Below are 14,878 nucleotides of genomic sequence, written 5' to 3'. Positions count from 1 at the left end.
ATATCGGCATGTAACAAAAAAAATAAAGCCTTCTCAAAAAGAAGGCTTTCCTATTTACTCTTCTACATCACTAGCAACTAGGTCAGATGGTTTCTCAAGCGTGATAGGACCAAATAGTTCAGAGCGAAACTCTCGGATAACCAATTCAGCTACCTTGTCATAATCTACCACGCCACCGCCCATTAGACAGCCCCTACGCTTTCCGATTTGATCGAAGAAGTCCACTATGTCCTCAGGAATATATTCAAGCTGAAAACGCTCCTTTAAGCGCTCTGGATATTCACGCTCTAAAAAACGAAGCGCATATACACATATATCCTGTAAGTTAAGAATGGTATCCTTTATGGCCCCTGTTAAAGCAAGCTTTGATCCTACTTCTTGATCTTCGAATTTTGGCCATAATATACCCGGTGTATCTAAGAGTTCTAACTCTTTGCCTACTTTGATCCACTGTTGGGCTTTTGTTACACCTGGTGTATTCCCAGTCTTTGCAATGTTCTTTTTCGCTAGACGATTGATAAGCGTTGATTTCCCTGCATTTGGAATCCCGACAATCATTGCTCGGATCGCTCGTGGTCTCACAACACCTTTTGCTTTCATACGATCAAATTTTTCTTTTAAAATTAATTCGGATGCAGAGACTATTTCTTTCATCCCTACGCCAGCTTGAGAATTAATCGCAAGTGCTTTTATCCCTTTTTTGTCAAAAAACTGAATCCAATCTTTTGTAATCCTTGGATCTGCCATATCCGCCTTATTTAGCAGCACTAACCTTGGCTTGTGCTGAATAATTTCATCTATCATTGGATTTCTAGAAGAATACGGTATTCTTGCATCCACTAATTCGAATATGATGTCAACAAGTTTTAGCTTCTCCGTGACCTGCCTTCGTGCTTTGGCCATATGCCCCGGAAACCATTGAATCGTCATGGGTGCAGCCCTCCTTCTATTTCACTATTTTCACGTCTTCAATCGGCCAGTAAATCACGCTCGTATTTCCTAACACCTTCTCCATTGGGACGGTACCAATATGACGACTATCCTTACTGAATCTTCGGTTATCTCCCATCACAAATAAGTGTCCATCAGGAACGGTTTCTTGACCGATAATTTCTTCTAATGTAAACGGCTCAGTTAAAGGACCATCTACTACTTGCTCTTTAAATTCATCAAGGTACGACTCTTCATAAGCTTTCCCATTTACATAGAGTGTATCATCCTTGTATTCAATTTTATCTCCAGGTAAACCAATCACTCTTTTTATGTAATCTTTATCTTCAGGGGCATGAAACACGATAATATCAAAACGTTCTGGTTCCCCAATTTGATAACTAAACTTATTAACGATCATACGGTCTTGATCTCGTAATGTTGGCATCATGGATAACCCATCCACTACGATCGGTGCAAATAAGAAATATCGAATAATTGCTGCTAATAACACCGCAATGATTAGTGCCTTTGTCCATTCCCATAGTTCATTTTTGCTCTTTGCCATAACACATCCCACCAATCACTGTTCTTTTCGTTTATTTCTCGCCGTACAGCTTTATTTTACAGTATCGGTATTTATTATACACGTAATAACTACTAGATAGACTACGAAAAAGGAGCTTGTATGACAAGCTCCTTTCGCATTTGTCCAGCAACTTTTCCATTTATCATGAAAAAGTCGCTTTTCTTTTTTATCGGATTTCTTTAATACGAGCTTTCTTACCACGTAGGTTACGTAGGTAGTAAAGTTTCGCACGGCGAACTTTACCGCGACGGATCACTTCAAGCTTCGCAATTTTAGGTGTGTGTACTGGGAATGTACGCTCAACGCCTACACCATAAGAAACTTTACGTACTGTGAAAGTTTCGCTAATTCCACCACCACGACGCTTAATCACAACACCTTCATACACCTGAATACGCTCACGCGTACCCTCGATAACTTTAACGTGTACACGTACAGTATCACCAGGACGGAAAGCAGGAAGATCAGCGCGAAGTTGTTCTTTTGTGATTTCTTCGATTAATTTTTGCATCGTTTTCAACTCCTTCCAACAGACGCTCATGCATAACTGAAGCATATACTGACTGCAGCGGAACATCGTTATAAGACTGAACTATTTGTCACAGTCACAAAAAATATCATAACATATATATCAATGAACTTCAATACTATTTCTTTTGATTTTCAAACTCTAGCAACCATTTCTTCTGCTTTTCTGTAAGGTCAAAAGCCTCTAATAAATCTGGACGCCTTTCAAAGGTACGCTTTAGAGACTCTTTTTCTCTCCACTCATCTATTAAGCGGTGGTTTCCTGATGTTAAAACATCCGGTACCTTTAACCCACGAAAATCGGCTGGTCTCGTATAATGGGGATGCTCTAATAAACCTGTGCTAAAAGAATCTTGCAAATGAGACTCCTCTTTCCCTAATACATTCGGAAGCAGACGAACCACACTATCAATAATAACCATAGCACCGAGCTCTCCACCCGTTAACACGAAATCACCAATCGAGATCTCATCTGTCACTACATGCTGCCTGATTCGCTCATCATAACCCTCGTAATGGCCGCAAACAAAGATTATATGTTCTTCCTTGGATAGCTCTTCCGCCTTCTTCTGGTTATAACGTTCACCTTGTGGACAGAGCAACACCACTCGTGGGGGTTTCGTCGTTTTGGCATGTTCTTGACAGCTCTTTACCGCATCAAAAATGGGTTGCGGCTTCAAGACCATTCCCGCTCCCCCACCATAAGGGTAATCATCCACCGTCTGGTGTTTATTATCAGCAAATTCTCTAAAGTTGACAATATTGTACCGGGCAGCCTGCTGTTCAGCCGCTTTTTTTAAGATCGATTGTCCGAACACCCCATGGAACATCTCAGGAAACAGGGTTAGTACATCAATATTCATCATGATAGCAGACCTTCCATAGGCTCAATTAAAACGATCTTTTCCTTCACATCAACCTTCTTCACAATCTGCTCGATATAAGGAATGAGAATATCCTTTCCACCCTTTCCCTTTACGACCCATACATCATTCGCTCCAGGTGTTAAGATCTCACGGATCTTTCCAATTTCTTCCCCATGCGTGGTGAACACAAGACAGCCAATAATTTGGTGAAAGTAAAATTCATTTTCCTCCAACTCACCTTGTTGTTCTTCTGTGATTTTCAGAATTCCACCCTTCATCGGCTCCACATCATTCACATTTGGGTACCCATTAAAGGTTAATAAATCAAATGATTTATGCTTCCGGTGAGATTCAACCGTCAGCTTCATTGGATCCTTTGAGTTAGGCATAAACAAATACAAGTGATTCCCTGGCTTATACCGTTCATCAGCAAAGTCAGTCTGCGAAACCACTCGAACTTCCCCTTTGATACCATGCGTATTCACAATCTTTCCGACATTAAACCATTTTTCCATCATCTTCACCTCAAACTACCGAATTTCATCAACGACTCCGTCCTTGATGATAATCGTTTTTTCAGTCTGAATAACCTCCCAAGCGTCACCTACATTCACTTCCACGATCGCTTGGCATTCCTTTTCCTTTAATTCGCTTCCTAAAGGTAGCATATGTAATTGTTCTATTTTAAAATCAAGCAGCTTAATCTTTTCTAATCTAGTATGAATCTCATTTTCGAAACGATTCTTAAATGAGTTAACGGTCATTTTCTTTGCTTTTTCAAGCTTTCTCATTTCAAAGCGAAGCTGTTCTGATTCCTTCTGAAGTTGGCTTTTCTCAAGTTCAAACTTGCTTAGCAATACTTGTTTGCTAGTTTCCGTTAATACTTGCTTTACCACGACGGTTTGAAGAATGTTCACGGACCACATCTCCCTTCAGAAATAACTACGAAAAAAGGAGGGTTGTCCCCTCCTTCTTCAGTAGCATTTATTCAATAATTTCTAGGTAGACTTTCTTCTGCTGTGATGCTCCTGCTGAATAGACAACAGTTCGAATAGCTTTTGCAACACGGCCTTGTTTTCCGATTACTTTCCCCATATCTGTTTTGTGAACAGCTAGTTGAAAAGTTATTTTATCCGATTCTTCTAGCTCAGTTACACGAACTTCGTCTGGAAGATCAACAAGTGCCTTGACAATGGTTTCGATGAGCTCTTTCATTATATGCAGATTACTTGCTTAATTTTGCGTTATGGAATTTTTCCATAAGGCCTTGTTTTGAGAACAAGTTACGAACTGTGTCAGATGGCTTAGCGCCGTCTTTTAACCATTTTAAAGCTAAGTCTTCGTTGATTTCAACGATTGCTGGCTCAGCAACTGGATTGTAAGTTCCAACTGTTTCAATGAAACGTCCATCACGTGGTGAACGAGAATCTGCTACTACAATACGATAAAAAGGAGATTTTTTTGCTCCCATACGCTTTAAACGAATTTTAACTGCCATTTTAAATAAGCACCTCCGAATAGTTTCACACAAGATAGTATAATATCAATTGTTTTTTAGTTTGTAAAGTCTTTTTTCTTGTCACTATTATTTTCCTGTAATTTCGGCGTCAAAAAGGGTTAAACGGAAGCTTAAATCCGCCCTTTTTCTTAGCCTTGCCCTGCATACCCGACATCTGCTTCATCATTTTCTTCATGTCTTCAAATTGCTTTAAAAGACGGTTTACTTCAGGTACTGAAGTTCCACTTCCCTTTGCAATCCGCTTTCTGCGACCAGCATTAATGATTTCTGGATGAGTTTTTTCTTCCTTTGTCATAGACTGGATGATCGCTTCTACATGAGAAATTTGCTTTTCATCGATTTGCAGATTATTCAGGCCTTTAATTTTGTTCGCACCAGGCATCATCTTTAATAGTTCATCAAGAGGTCCCATATTACGAACTTGTCCAAGCTGATCTAAAAAGTCATCAAATGTAAACGAAGCTGTACGCATTTTTTGTTCAAGTTCTTTTGCCTTCGCTTCATCGACATTGGCCTGAGCTTTTTCGATTAACGTTAAAACATCGCCCATTCCGAGGATTCTTGAAGCCATTCGTTCTGGATGGAACGGCTCAATCGCATCCATTTTCTCTCCTAAACCGATAAATTTAATCGGCGTATTCGTTACGGAACGGATTGAGAGGGCGGCTCCTCCTCGAGTGTCTCCGTCGAGCTTCGTTAAGACGACCCCTGTAAGCCCAAGCTGTTCATTAAAGCTTGAAGCTACATTTACTGCGTCTTGACCAGTCATCGCATCGACAACAAGAAAGATTTCATCAGGATTTGCGAGTTCTTTAATATCTTTTAATTCTCCCATAAGGGCTTCATCGACGTGCAAACGACCAGCTGTGTCAATTAGAACGTAGTCATGATGGTCCTCTTTCGCCTTTTGAATCGCTTGTTTCGCTATTTCAACCGGACTTACTTGGTCTCCAAGTGAAAATACCGGCATGCTGAGCTGCTTTCCAAGCGTCTCTAGCTGCTTAATGGCAGCAGGACGATAAATATCAGCCGCAACTAACAATGGGTTGCGGTTATATTTTTTTCGAATCAGGTTGGCAAGCTTCCCCGTGGTTGTCGTTTTCCCTGCCCCTTGCAATCCAACCATCATAATAACGGTTGGCGGGCGATTAGAGACAGCAATTTTGCTTTGCTCACCGCCCATCAAGGTTGTCAGTTCTTCTTTAACCACTTTAATGACCTGTTGTCCAGGTGTTAAGCTTTGCATGACTTCCTGACCAACAGCACGCTCGCTTACTTTTTTGACGAACTCTTTAACAACCTTAAAGTTAACGTCCGCCTCTAAAAGGGCTAAGCGCACCTCGCGCATCATTTCTTTAACATCGGCCTCATTGACTTTCCCTTTGCCGCGAATTTTTTGGATCGTATTTTGCAGTCGGTCGGCTAATCCTTCAAATGCCATCTTAGGCCGCCTCCTAGTCTAATTTCTCAAGCTGTGCAACTAGCTCTAGCAGTGTGTCGTCTGATAAAGAACCCTTTAGCTGTACTAGCAGCTTGTTGCGCTCCTGAAATTTATGGAATAATAATAGCTTTTCCTCGTATTCCTCAAGCATCGCTTCTGTTCGTTTAATATTATCATAGACCGCTTGTCGGCTGACATGGTACTCTTCAGCAATTTCGCCTAGCGAATAGTCGTCCAAATAATACAGGGACATATAGCTTTGCTGCTTAGGAGTAAGTAATGACTGATAAAAGTCATACAAATAATTCATCCTATTTGTTTTCTCCAGCATCGCTCATCCCCCTTTGTTAAGTGAAAAGCCTTTACATACTTTAGTTTACACAGAGAGACGTTTAATGTCAAGATAGACCACGTGTCTCAACAAAAAAGCCCGGGTATTTTTATCCCGGACTTCTCTCGTTTACTCTTGTACTTCTAGATCTACTAAGTCTGCAAACAATCCATACACGTATTGTTCGGCATCGAATTGTTGGAGGTCGTCCATTTTTTCACCTAGACCTACAAACTTCACTGGAATTTTCAGCTCATTACGTATCGCTAACACAATTCCACCCTTTGCTGTTCCATCAAGCTTGGTTAGAACAATTCCGCTAACATCTGTCGCTTCTTTGAACGTTTTTGCTTGGACCATCGCGTTTTGACCCGTCGTAGCATCAAGGACAAGTAATACTTCATGTGGGGCACCAGGAATTTCCCGTTCTATCACTCGCTTTACCTTCTCAAGCTCCTTCATCAGGTTCACTTTATTTTGAAGTCTTCCAGCTGTGTCGCACAATAGAATATCTGCATTTCTTGATTTGGCTGCTTGAACGGCATCATACATAACCGCAGCAGGATCTGAGCCGGCACTTTGCTTAATCACTTCCACTCCGACTCTGTCCCCCCAAACCTCAAGCTGTTCAATTGCCCCTGCACGGAAGGTGTCTCCCGCAGCTAACAACACTTTCTTGCCTTCATTTTTATATTTATGTGCAAGTTTTCCGATTGTCGTTGTTTTTCCAACACCATTTACTCCAACAAACAAAATAACCGTTAAGCCATCTTGGATATTAATCGTATTAACTTCTTCTTCCTCATCACCCTTATAGATATCAACAAGCTTCTCAGAGATAACGGCCTGAACAGCTGCTGGGTCTTGAATGTTTTTACGCTTAACTTCCATTTTCAGCTCATCGATGAGTTCCATAACGGTATCAAAACCTACATCAGCGCCGATTAGGATCTCTTCAAGCTCCTCGAAAAAGTCTTCGTCGACTTTCCGATAACGAGCAACAAGATCATTAACTTTCCCCGAAAAATTGTCTCTTGTTTTCGTTAAGCCATCCTTAAACTTTTCAGTTACTGCATCCGTTTGCTTTGTAATTTTTTCTTTTAGCTTTTTAAAAAAACTCAAAACTCACACGTCCTTTACGTTTCAATCAATTCTTTTGTTTCTTCCAATCTAACAGAAACAAGCTTTGAAACCCCCGACTCCTGCATCGTTACCCCGTAAAGCACATCCGCTTCTTCCATTGTGCCTTTTCGGTGCGTAATAACGATAAACTGCGTTTCAGCACTGTATCGTTTTAAATATTGACTAAAACGATACACATTGGCTTCATCTAACGCAGCTTCTACTTCGTCGAGAATACAAAATGGTACAGGTCTAACCTTTAAAATGGAGAACAATAGAGCAATTGCTGTAAGAGATCGCTCTCCACCGGATAAAAGCCCTAAATTCTGGAGCTTTTTCCCTGGTGGTTGTGCAACGATTTCAACCCCTGTATTTAATAAGTCCTCTGGGTTCGTTAACTTCAAGTCTGCTCTTCCACCGCCAAACAGTGCTTGGAAAACAAATTCAAAATGTGAACGAATTCCGTAGAAGGTTTTTTCAAATCGCTTCTTCATTTCTTCGTCCATTTCATCGATGACTTGGAATAATGTATCTTTTGCTTCCTGCAGATCATTTTTCTGCTCGAGTAAGAATTCGTAACGTTCGGAGACACGCTCATACTCTTCAATAGCACCAATGTTTACTACTCCGAGCTCTTCAATTGCAAGACGAATCAGCTTTACTTTTTTACGAGCCTCCTCAACCGGTAAAAAAAGAGGATACTCCTCTTTCGCCGCTTCAAATGACAGCAGGTACTCTTCTCGGAGATGAGAAAGTCTATTTTCTAACTCCACATCGAGACGACCTAGCTTTACTTCTTCATCCTTAAGCGCAAGAGTTAAACCCTTATGTTGTCTTAATAGCTCTCTTAATTCAAGCTCAGAATCTTCCAAGGTACTGTGAAGCTTCAAACGTTCTTCACGTCGTTGGGAAATCATAGAGATCGTTTCATTTTTATCTTGTAGCTTTTTGGAAGCCTCTTGTTCCAATAACTGTTCCCCTGAACTACTAGAGTTCATCTCCGTTGATAACAAGGATAGATCCTCTTCATACGTTTCATGTCTCTTCGAATGTTCTAATAGAGAAGCTCTTGTCGCTTCAAGCTTTTCGAACAACCCATGATGCTGCTCCATTAGTGCTGCGAGCTTCACCTTCAGTTCCCCAATTTCATTGGCCACTGATTCTTTTGAACTATTTTGGAAAGATTTCTTTTCTGATAGTGCTTGAATTTGCCTATCAAGTTCAGCTAGTTCCATAGCATACGTTGATAGCAATTCATTTAACTCCACTTTACGTGAAGACAATTGCTGTTGGTCTTGTAAAAATTGAGACATATCGAGATCATAGATTTTTAGCTTTTCATTGATATTTTTTTCTTCAAGCTCAATTTCTCTAAGGTCACCTTTTTTTGATTGCTCGAGAAGGCGAAGATCTTCCCCTTGCTTTCGGATATCCTCAAGCTTTCGCTCTTGGACTGTAATAGAAGATTTAAGCTCCTTCACCTGAGCTTCTAGCTCATGTGTTTGAGCTTCCATACCCGCTAGTCTACCTTTAAGCTCTTCAAGCTCACCTTTACGGCTCAGTAGCGAAGATGTATTTGCCTTTACTGCACCACCAGTCATCGAACCACCTGGGTTTACGATATCTCCATCTGTCGTAACAAATCGACATCGATACTGTAGAAGCTTAGCAAGTTCATTCGCACCCTTTAAGTCCTTCGTAATGACTACCGTACCTAAAAGATTTGAAAATATTTCTTCATATTTTTGATCAAACCCAATTAAATCCTTTGCTACGCCTACATATGACGAATGTCCTTTTAGTGACTGAAGCTGATTACTGGAAAGACTCTTCCCTCTAATGACACTAAGAGGCAGAAAAGTTGCTCGTCCAAAAGAGTTTTGCTTTAAATAGAGAATCGCTTTTCTTCCGTTCTCCTCATTCGCAACGACAACATGCTGCATCGCAGCACCTAAAGCAGTCTCAATCGCCACTTCATAAGATTTCGGAACTTGGATAAGCTCTGCTACAGCCCCTTCAATCCCAGAAAGCTTGCCATCTCTAGCCTTTAATACTTCCTTTACTCCTTGGAAAAAACCAGAATAGTCATCTTCCATCTCTTCTAGCATATCTTTTCTAGACTTTGCTTTTTGTAAAAATTGATACGCTTGATAAAGCTGTGTTTCTTGCTTTTGGTACTTATTCTTCAAGTTCTCAAGCTTTTTCTGCTCTTCTCTAAATACATGTACCTGTTCTTCAAGATTATTTTGAACACTAGCAATACCCGCTTCAATTTCCTGTTTACGGGCTGAGATTCTCTGTCTTTCTTGAAGATATTTTTCGTTATCAGCTTCTAATCTTGTGTTTTTTACACCTTGCTGTCCAAGCTGCTTTTCTGTGTTTTGAAGTTCGTTTTTACTTGATGCTTGTTTGTTTAGAATTTCAATATAATCACTTTTTAATGACTCGATTCGCTCTTCCATATTCTCACTAAACGAAGCGAGAACTTCCTGCTTTTCTTTTAGCAGTTTTTTAAGAGATAATACCTCATCATTCATACGCTGATAGCTTTCCTCTTGCTCCAGTTGAAGCGAGGTTAACTCTTGAATTTTAAGAGAAACTTCCTCGATGCTTTTTCTAAGCTGCTCTTTGTTTTGAGTAGCATTTTTCTTTCTCTCTTTTAGAACCTCTTTTCTGCCTTCAACCTTTTCAAGTTCCTCACTTACACGCAGTAGAACGTCCTGTAAATCGGTAATCGATTCATCGAGGGCAGCCATATGATCTCTCATTTCAACAATCTTAGCTTCCTTTGATTGAAGAACGGTAGACAGCTTTATTTCGTCTTCTTTATGCTGTTCAATCTGTCTAGTTAGCTTTTCCCACTTTTCATGAAGCTCCTCAATTTCGTGCACCGTTACCGCAACTTCTATCTTTTCAAGCTCTTCTTTTTGCTGAAGAAAATCCTTTGCAATCGACGCTTGAATTTTAAGTGGCTCTACTTGTGTTTCTAATTCATGCAAGATATCACTCACACGATTTAAGTTATCTTGGGTTTCTGTTAGCTTTGACTCTGCTTTCTTTTTACGATTTTTGTATTTTAGAACACCAGCAGCCTCTTCAAAGATCGTTCTTCTTTCTTCGGCCTTGCTGTTTAATATTTCTTCTACTTTTCCTTGGCTAATGATCGAAAACGCTTCTCTCCCTAATCCAGAGTCCATAAACAAATCAACGATATCTTTTAGCCTGCATGTTTGCTTATTGATTTGAAATTCACTATCTCCAGAGCGATACACACGTCTAGTGACACTTACCTCATTGTATTCAATCGGTAATGCTTGATCTTCGTTATCCAGCGTCAATGTTACTTCAGCAAAATTTAATGCTTTTCGTGAATCACTACCAGCAAAGATGATATCCTCCATCTTTGCCCCACGAAGCGATTTCGCTGATTGTTCTCCTAACACCCAACGAATCGCATCAGTGATATTACTTTTTCCACTTCCATTTGGACCAACCACTGCTGTGACACCCGGGACAAAATCGACCCCAATTCTCTCAGCAAACGACTTGAATCCGACTACATCCAAACGTTTGAGATACACAGCTTTTCCCCCTTTATCTCTACTCCTGTTGTTTTTCTTCTAGCTGTTCTTTTGCTCCATTAAGGTGCGATTTGATCTTTTCTAAAGCCATTTGTGCAGCATGCTGCTCCGCTTCTTTCTTTGATCTCCCTGTACCTTGTCCAAGCTCTTCGTTGTTCAAACAAACCTTTGAGACAAACTCCCTATTATGGGCAGGTCCTCGCTCTAGTAAAATTTTGTATTCGATTGTACCAATTCCATCTCTTTGTACAAGCTCTTGCAGCTGACTTTTAAAATCCATCACATGAGAAAAAGCACCTTCGTTAATTTTAGGAAATACTACTCTTTCTAAAAATCCAATCACTGTTTCAATTCCTTTATCTAAAAAGAGAGCTCCAATAAATGCTTCAAACACATCCGCTAACAGGGCTGGACGCTCACGGCCTCCTGTCATTTCTTCCCCTTTTCCAAGAAGGACTAGCTTCCCAAAAGAAAGTTCGTTTGCAAACCTTACTAAAGAGGGCTCACAAACAACGGCTGCACGAAGCTTCGTCAACTCTCCTTCGCTCATCATCGGGTATTTCTTGTAAAGGAATTGTGAAACGGTTAATTCTAATACAGCGTCTCCTAAAAATTCAAGCCTCTCATTATCTTCATAGGGCTTTCTACGATGCTCATTCACATATGATGAATGGGTAAATGCTTGTTTTAATAGCTTCTCATCTGTAAAGGAAATTCCTTGTTCTGCTTGAAATTCTTTAAATAATTTATCATAAGAGCGAAAGCTACGTTTCTCTCTTTCTTTTCCGTACTTGCTCATTTTGCCTCCACCTTGCTAATAGTTTACATACCATATCAAGTTTACGTAAAAGTTCTTAAAAACGCAAAGGAAGATTGAAGGTTTTTAATCAAATTTTTATACTTTCTAATCATCATGAAGAAAGCCCCGCATAGCTGCGGAGCTTTTTCATAAATTCTAACGATTATTGAGTACTTTTTATGTAATTCACAGCGTCACCCACTGTAGAAATCTTTTCAGCATCATCGTCAGAGATTTCCATATCAAACTCGTCTTCTAATTCCATAACTAGTTCTACTACGTCAAGGGAATCAGCACCAAGATCATCCTTGAAAGAAGCTTCAAGAGTCACTTGATTTTCTTCTACTCCAAGTCTGTCAACGATAATCTTCGTTACGCGCTCTAATACATCTGCCATGCGTTTCACCTCCCCTCAAGGGACATTATAGTGTATTTCCGACAATTAATAAATGTTGAATTTTGATTACATGACCATTCCGCCGTTTACATGGATGGTTTGTCCTGTAATGTAGCGGCTGTCATCAGATGCTAAAAACGTAACTGCATTGGCAATATCTTTCGGTTCGCCAAATTTAGCTAGTGGAATCATCTTTAACATTCCCTCTTTAATCTCATCAGTTAACTTATCTGTCATATCAGTCGTAATAAAACCAGGTGCAACTGCATTAACCGTGATCCCACGAGGAGCAAGTTCCTTAGCTGTCGTCTTCGTTAAACCAATTACTCCAGCCTTTGCTGCCACATAATTGGCTTGACCAGCGTTCCCGCTTTCACCTACAACGGAAGAAATATTAATAATTCTTCCACTCTTCTGCTTCATCATTTGGCGAGTAACGGCCTTTGTACAAAGGAACACACCTTTAAGGTTGGTATTAATAACATCGTCCCATTCGTCTTCCTTCATACGCATAATCAAGTTATCTCTTGTGATACCTGCATTATTGACAAGGATATCTAGGCTTCCCCAACGTTCTATCGTTTGCTTAACCATCTCTGCCACGGAATCTCCATTAGCAACATCGCATTGAACGGCAAATGCTTCTCTTCCAAGACTTTGAATTTCTTGAACCACTTCATTTGCACGAGCTTCACTTCCAGCGTAGTTAACCGCTACATTGGCTCCCGCTTTTGCTAGTTCAATAGCAATGTCTCTTCCTATTCCACGTGAAGCACCTGTAACAAGTGCCACTTTCCCTAAAAGTTTCATACGGTTCTCTCCTTTAATGCATGAATTGTTGCTAGTAGTGTTTCTTCGTCTGAAATGGAATAAGTTTGAACGGAACGATCCACTTTCTTTACTAAACCAGATAATACTTTTCCAGGACCGATTTCAACAAAAGTATCTACACCAAGTTCAATCATATGTTTCACGCTATCTTCCCATAATACAGGAGAGTATAGCTGCTCAAGCAACCGCTCCTTAATTTCCTCAGCACCTGTCATTTCTTGTGCGTTCACATTGGCGATAACAGGAACAGCCGCTTCACTAATTGAAATTTCATCCAACACTTCTCCCAAACGACCAGATGCTGGCTTCATTAACTGTGAATGAAATGGTCCACTAACTTCAAGTGGAAGAACTCGTTTTGCTCCTGCTTCCTTTGCAAGCTGGGAAGCAAGTTCCACTCCTTTTCTTGAGCCTGAAATGACAATTTGGCCAGGACAATTCATATTCGCAAGGCCTACTACGTCTCCTTCAGCCGCTGCTTTTTCTACCGCTTCTGCCAAAGTATCGCGTTCTAGGCCTAATACTGCAGCCATCGCTCCTTCTCGATTAGGAACAGCTTCTTCCATAAACTCACCACGTCTACGAACCGCATACACTCCATCCTCAAAACCAATCGCTCCAGCAGCTACCAAAGCTGTGTATTCACCTAAGCTGTGACCAGCCATATAGTCTGCTTTTATCTCAGCTTTCTTGAATTGCTCAAACAGCGCAATCGATGTAGTTAAGAGCGCAGGTTGAGTGTTCGTAGTTTTCGTTAGCTCCTCTTGTGGGCCTTCAAAAATAAGATTGGATAGAGAAAATCCTAATTTTTTGTCCGCTTGTTCAAAAACAGATTGAACTTCCACATTTGTCTCTGCAAAGGCTTTTCCCATTCCAACTGTTTGTGATCCTTGTCCAGGAAAGATAATCGCTAATTTACCCATAGTTACTCCTCTCTTGCTTCTGTGTATTTTAATATCGCGTCTTTAATCGTAGGCGCAACCTTCTTTTCGACCATGTCCCTCGTTTGTCTAATTGCATTGTAAACGGAGTTTGCATCAGATGATCCATGAGCTTTAATAACGGGTGCCTTTAGTCCGAACAATCCCGCACCACCATACTCTGAATAATCCATCTTTGCTTTTAATTGCATAAGGTCTGGCTTTAAAACAGCCGCTGCTAGCTTCGTCTTCAAAGAGCTATACAGCGTTGTCTTTAGCATTTTAAATACAGATAAAGCCGTTCCTTCAATCGTCTTTAATACCATATTGCCAGTGAATCCATCGGTGACCACAACATCTGCCACCCCATCAAGCAAATCCCTTGCTTCCACGTTTCCAATAAAGTTAACAGGCGCTTCTTTTAGAAGATCAAAAGCAAGCTTGGATAGCTCATTTCCTTTTTTCTCTTCTGTTCCAATATTCAAAAGCCCCACTCTTGGATTCTTTACCCCTCTTACGTTTTCAGCATAGATGGAACCCATGATGGCATTTTGCAATAAGTGTTCAGGCTTTGAGTCAACATTTGCACCAACATCAAGCAAAAGAAACCCTTCCCCACCAATCGTCGGTAGGGTTGGTGCTAAGGCTGGTCTTTCAATCCCTTCAATACGACCTACTACGAACAAACCAGTCGCCATTAATGCCCCTGTATTACCTGCAGAAATACATCCATCAGCCTCTCCGTCAGCAACCAACTTTGCAGCTAGAACCATGGATGAATCTTTCTTTCGTCTTACCGCTTTGACAGGCTCATCCGTGCCTAAAATGACCTCTTCCGTATGTAAAATCGATATTCTTTCGTGAGTTGTGAGATGCTCCTTAATTTTCGCTTCATCACCAACTAAACATATATGTAAATCATCAAAAGCTTGAACGGCCTTCATCGCTCCTAGAACGATCTCTTTTGGAGCATGGTCGCCTCCCATTGCATCAAGGGCCAATTTCATTGTTATTCATTCCTTAT

Annotated in this window: 17 protein-coding genes; all 17 read right to left on the bottom strand. The window is 40.6% G+C overall.

The window, feature by feature from the left end:
- Nucleotides 1–54: 54 nt before the first annotated feature.
- The 17 genes from ylqF to plsX all read right to left on the bottom strand — a co-directional run bounded on the left by ylqF (nucleotide 55) and on the right by plsX (nucleotide 14,861).
- Nucleotides 55–930 (bottom strand): ribosome biogenesis GTPase YlqF, encoded by an 876-nt coding sequence (ylqF, locus tag MKX65_RS08140; RefSeq protein ID WP_340903184.1) that lies wholly within the window; start codon nucleotides 928–930, stop codon nucleotides 55–57.
- A 16-nt stretch (nucleotides 931–946) separates the two neighbouring features.
- Nucleotides 947–1,498, bottom strand: coding sequence for a signal peptidase I (gene lepB, locus MKX65_RS08135; protein ID WP_340903183.1), 552 nt, complete (start codon nucleotides 1,496–1,498; stop codon nucleotides 947–949).
- A 187-nt stretch (nucleotides 1,499–1,685) separates the two neighbouring features.
- A complete protein-coding gene (gene rplS / locus MKX65_RS08130; protein WP_160545723.1) occupies nucleotides 1,686–2,030 on the bottom strand; it encodes a 50S ribosomal protein L19 in 345 nt (114 codons plus the stop codon).
- 136 nt (nucleotides 2,031–2,166) lie between these two features.
- On the bottom strand, nucleotides 2,167–2,913 hold the full coding sequence (gene trmD / locus MKX65_RS08125; protein WP_160545617.1) for a tRNA (guanosine(37)-N1)-methyltransferase TrmD: 747 nt from the start codon (nucleotides 2,911–2,913) through the stop codon (nucleotides 2,167–2,169).
- Complete coding sequence (gene rimM, locus MKX65_RS08120; protein ID WP_340903182.1) at nucleotides 2,910–3,428, bottom strand: ribosome maturation factor RimM; 519 nt, start codon at nucleotides 3,426–3,428, stop codon at nucleotides 2,910–2,912. Before rimM ends, trmD begins: the two co-directional genes overlap by 4 nt.
- Nucleotides 3,429–3,443: 15 nt before the next feature.
- On the bottom strand, nucleotides 3,444–3,830 hold the full coding sequence (locus MKX65_RS08115) for a YlqD family protein (RefSeq protein ID WP_340903181.1): 387 nt from the start codon (nucleotides 3,828–3,830) through the stop codon (nucleotides 3,444–3,446).
- 67 nt (nucleotides 3,831–3,897) lie between these two features.
- A complete protein-coding gene (locus MKX65_RS08110; protein ID WP_160545619.1) occupies nucleotides 3,898–4,128 on the bottom strand; it encodes a KH domain-containing protein in 231 nt (76 codons plus the stop codon).
- A 10-nt stretch (nucleotides 4,129–4,138) separates the two neighbouring features.
- Nucleotides 4,139–4,411 (bottom strand): 30S ribosomal protein S16, encoded by a 273-nt coding sequence (rpsP, locus tag MKX65_RS08105; protein WP_119707515.1) that lies wholly within the window; start codon nucleotides 4,409–4,411, stop codon nucleotides 4,139–4,141.
- Nucleotides 4,412–4,520: 109 nt separating this feature from the next.
- Entirely contained in the window at nucleotides 4,521–5,873 is a 1,353-nt protein-coding gene (gene ffh / locus MKX65_RS08100) for a signal recognition particle protein (RefSeq protein WP_340903180.1), read from the bottom strand.
- Between the two features lie 13 nt (nucleotides 5,874–5,886).
- Nucleotides 5,887–6,204, bottom strand: a complete 318-nt coding sequence (locus MKX65_RS08095) for a putative DNA-binding protein (protein ID WP_340903179.1) — start codon at nucleotides 6,202–6,204, stop codon at nucleotides 5,887–5,889.
- Between the two features lie 129 nt (nucleotides 6,205–6,333).
- Nucleotides 6,334–7,326 carry a signal recognition particle-docking protein FtsY gene (gene ftsY / locus MKX65_RS08090; RefSeq protein ID WP_340903178.1) on the bottom strand — a complete coding sequence of 331 codons (993 nt, stop codon included), beginning with the start codon at nucleotides 7,324–7,326 and terminating at the stop codon, nucleotides 6,334–6,336.
- A gap of 14 nt (nucleotides 7,327–7,340) precedes the next feature.
- Nucleotides 7,341–10,907, bottom strand: coding sequence for a chromosome segregation protein SMC (smc, locus tag MKX65_RS08085; RefSeq protein WP_340903177.1), 3,567 nt, complete (start codon nucleotides 10,905–10,907; stop codon nucleotides 7,341–7,343).
- Between the two features lie 19 nt (nucleotides 10,908–10,926).
- Nucleotides 10,927–11,706 carry a ribonuclease III gene (rnc, locus tag MKX65_RS08080; protein WP_160545623.1) on the bottom strand — a complete coding sequence of 260 codons (780 nt, stop codon included), beginning with the start codon at nucleotides 11,704–11,706 and terminating at the stop codon, nucleotides 10,927–10,929.
- A 163-nt stretch (nucleotides 11,707–11,869) separates the two neighbouring features.
- On the bottom strand, nucleotides 11,870–12,103 hold the full coding sequence (locus tag MKX65_RS08075) for an acyl carrier protein (RefSeq protein ID WP_119707510.1): 234 nt from the start codon (nucleotides 12,101–12,103) through the stop codon (nucleotides 11,870–11,872).
- Between the two features lie 66 nt (nucleotides 12,104–12,169).
- Nucleotides 12,170–12,913, bottom strand: coding sequence for a 3-oxoacyl-[acyl-carrier-protein] reductase (gene fabG / locus MKX65_RS08070; RefSeq protein ID WP_160545624.1), 744 nt, complete (start codon nucleotides 12,911–12,913; stop codon nucleotides 12,170–12,172).
- Nucleotides 12,910–13,857 (bottom strand): ACP S-malonyltransferase, encoded by a 948-nt coding sequence (fabD, locus tag MKX65_RS08065; protein ID WP_340903176.1) that lies wholly within the window; start codon nucleotides 13,855–13,857, stop codon nucleotides 12,910–12,912. The genes fabG and fabD overlap by 4 nt, the downstream gene beginning before the upstream one ends.
- Before the next feature lie 2 nt (nucleotides 13,858–13,859).
- Nucleotides 13,860–14,861, bottom strand: a complete 1,002-nt coding sequence (gene plsX, locus MKX65_RS08060) for a phosphate acyltransferase PlsX (RefSeq protein WP_340903175.1) — start codon at nucleotides 14,859–14,861, stop codon at nucleotides 13,860–13,862.
- Between the last annotated feature and the right edge of the window lie 17 nt (nucleotides 14,862–14,878).

Source organism: Robertmurraya sp. FSL R5-0851 (genome assembly GCF_038002965.1).
Classification (GTDB): Bacteria; Bacillota; Bacilli; order Bacillales; family Cytobacillaceae; genus Robertmurraya_A; species Robertmurraya_A beringensis.
Note: the sequence above shows the minus strand (reverse complement) of the source record. Positions and strands in the feature narration are given on the sequence as shown.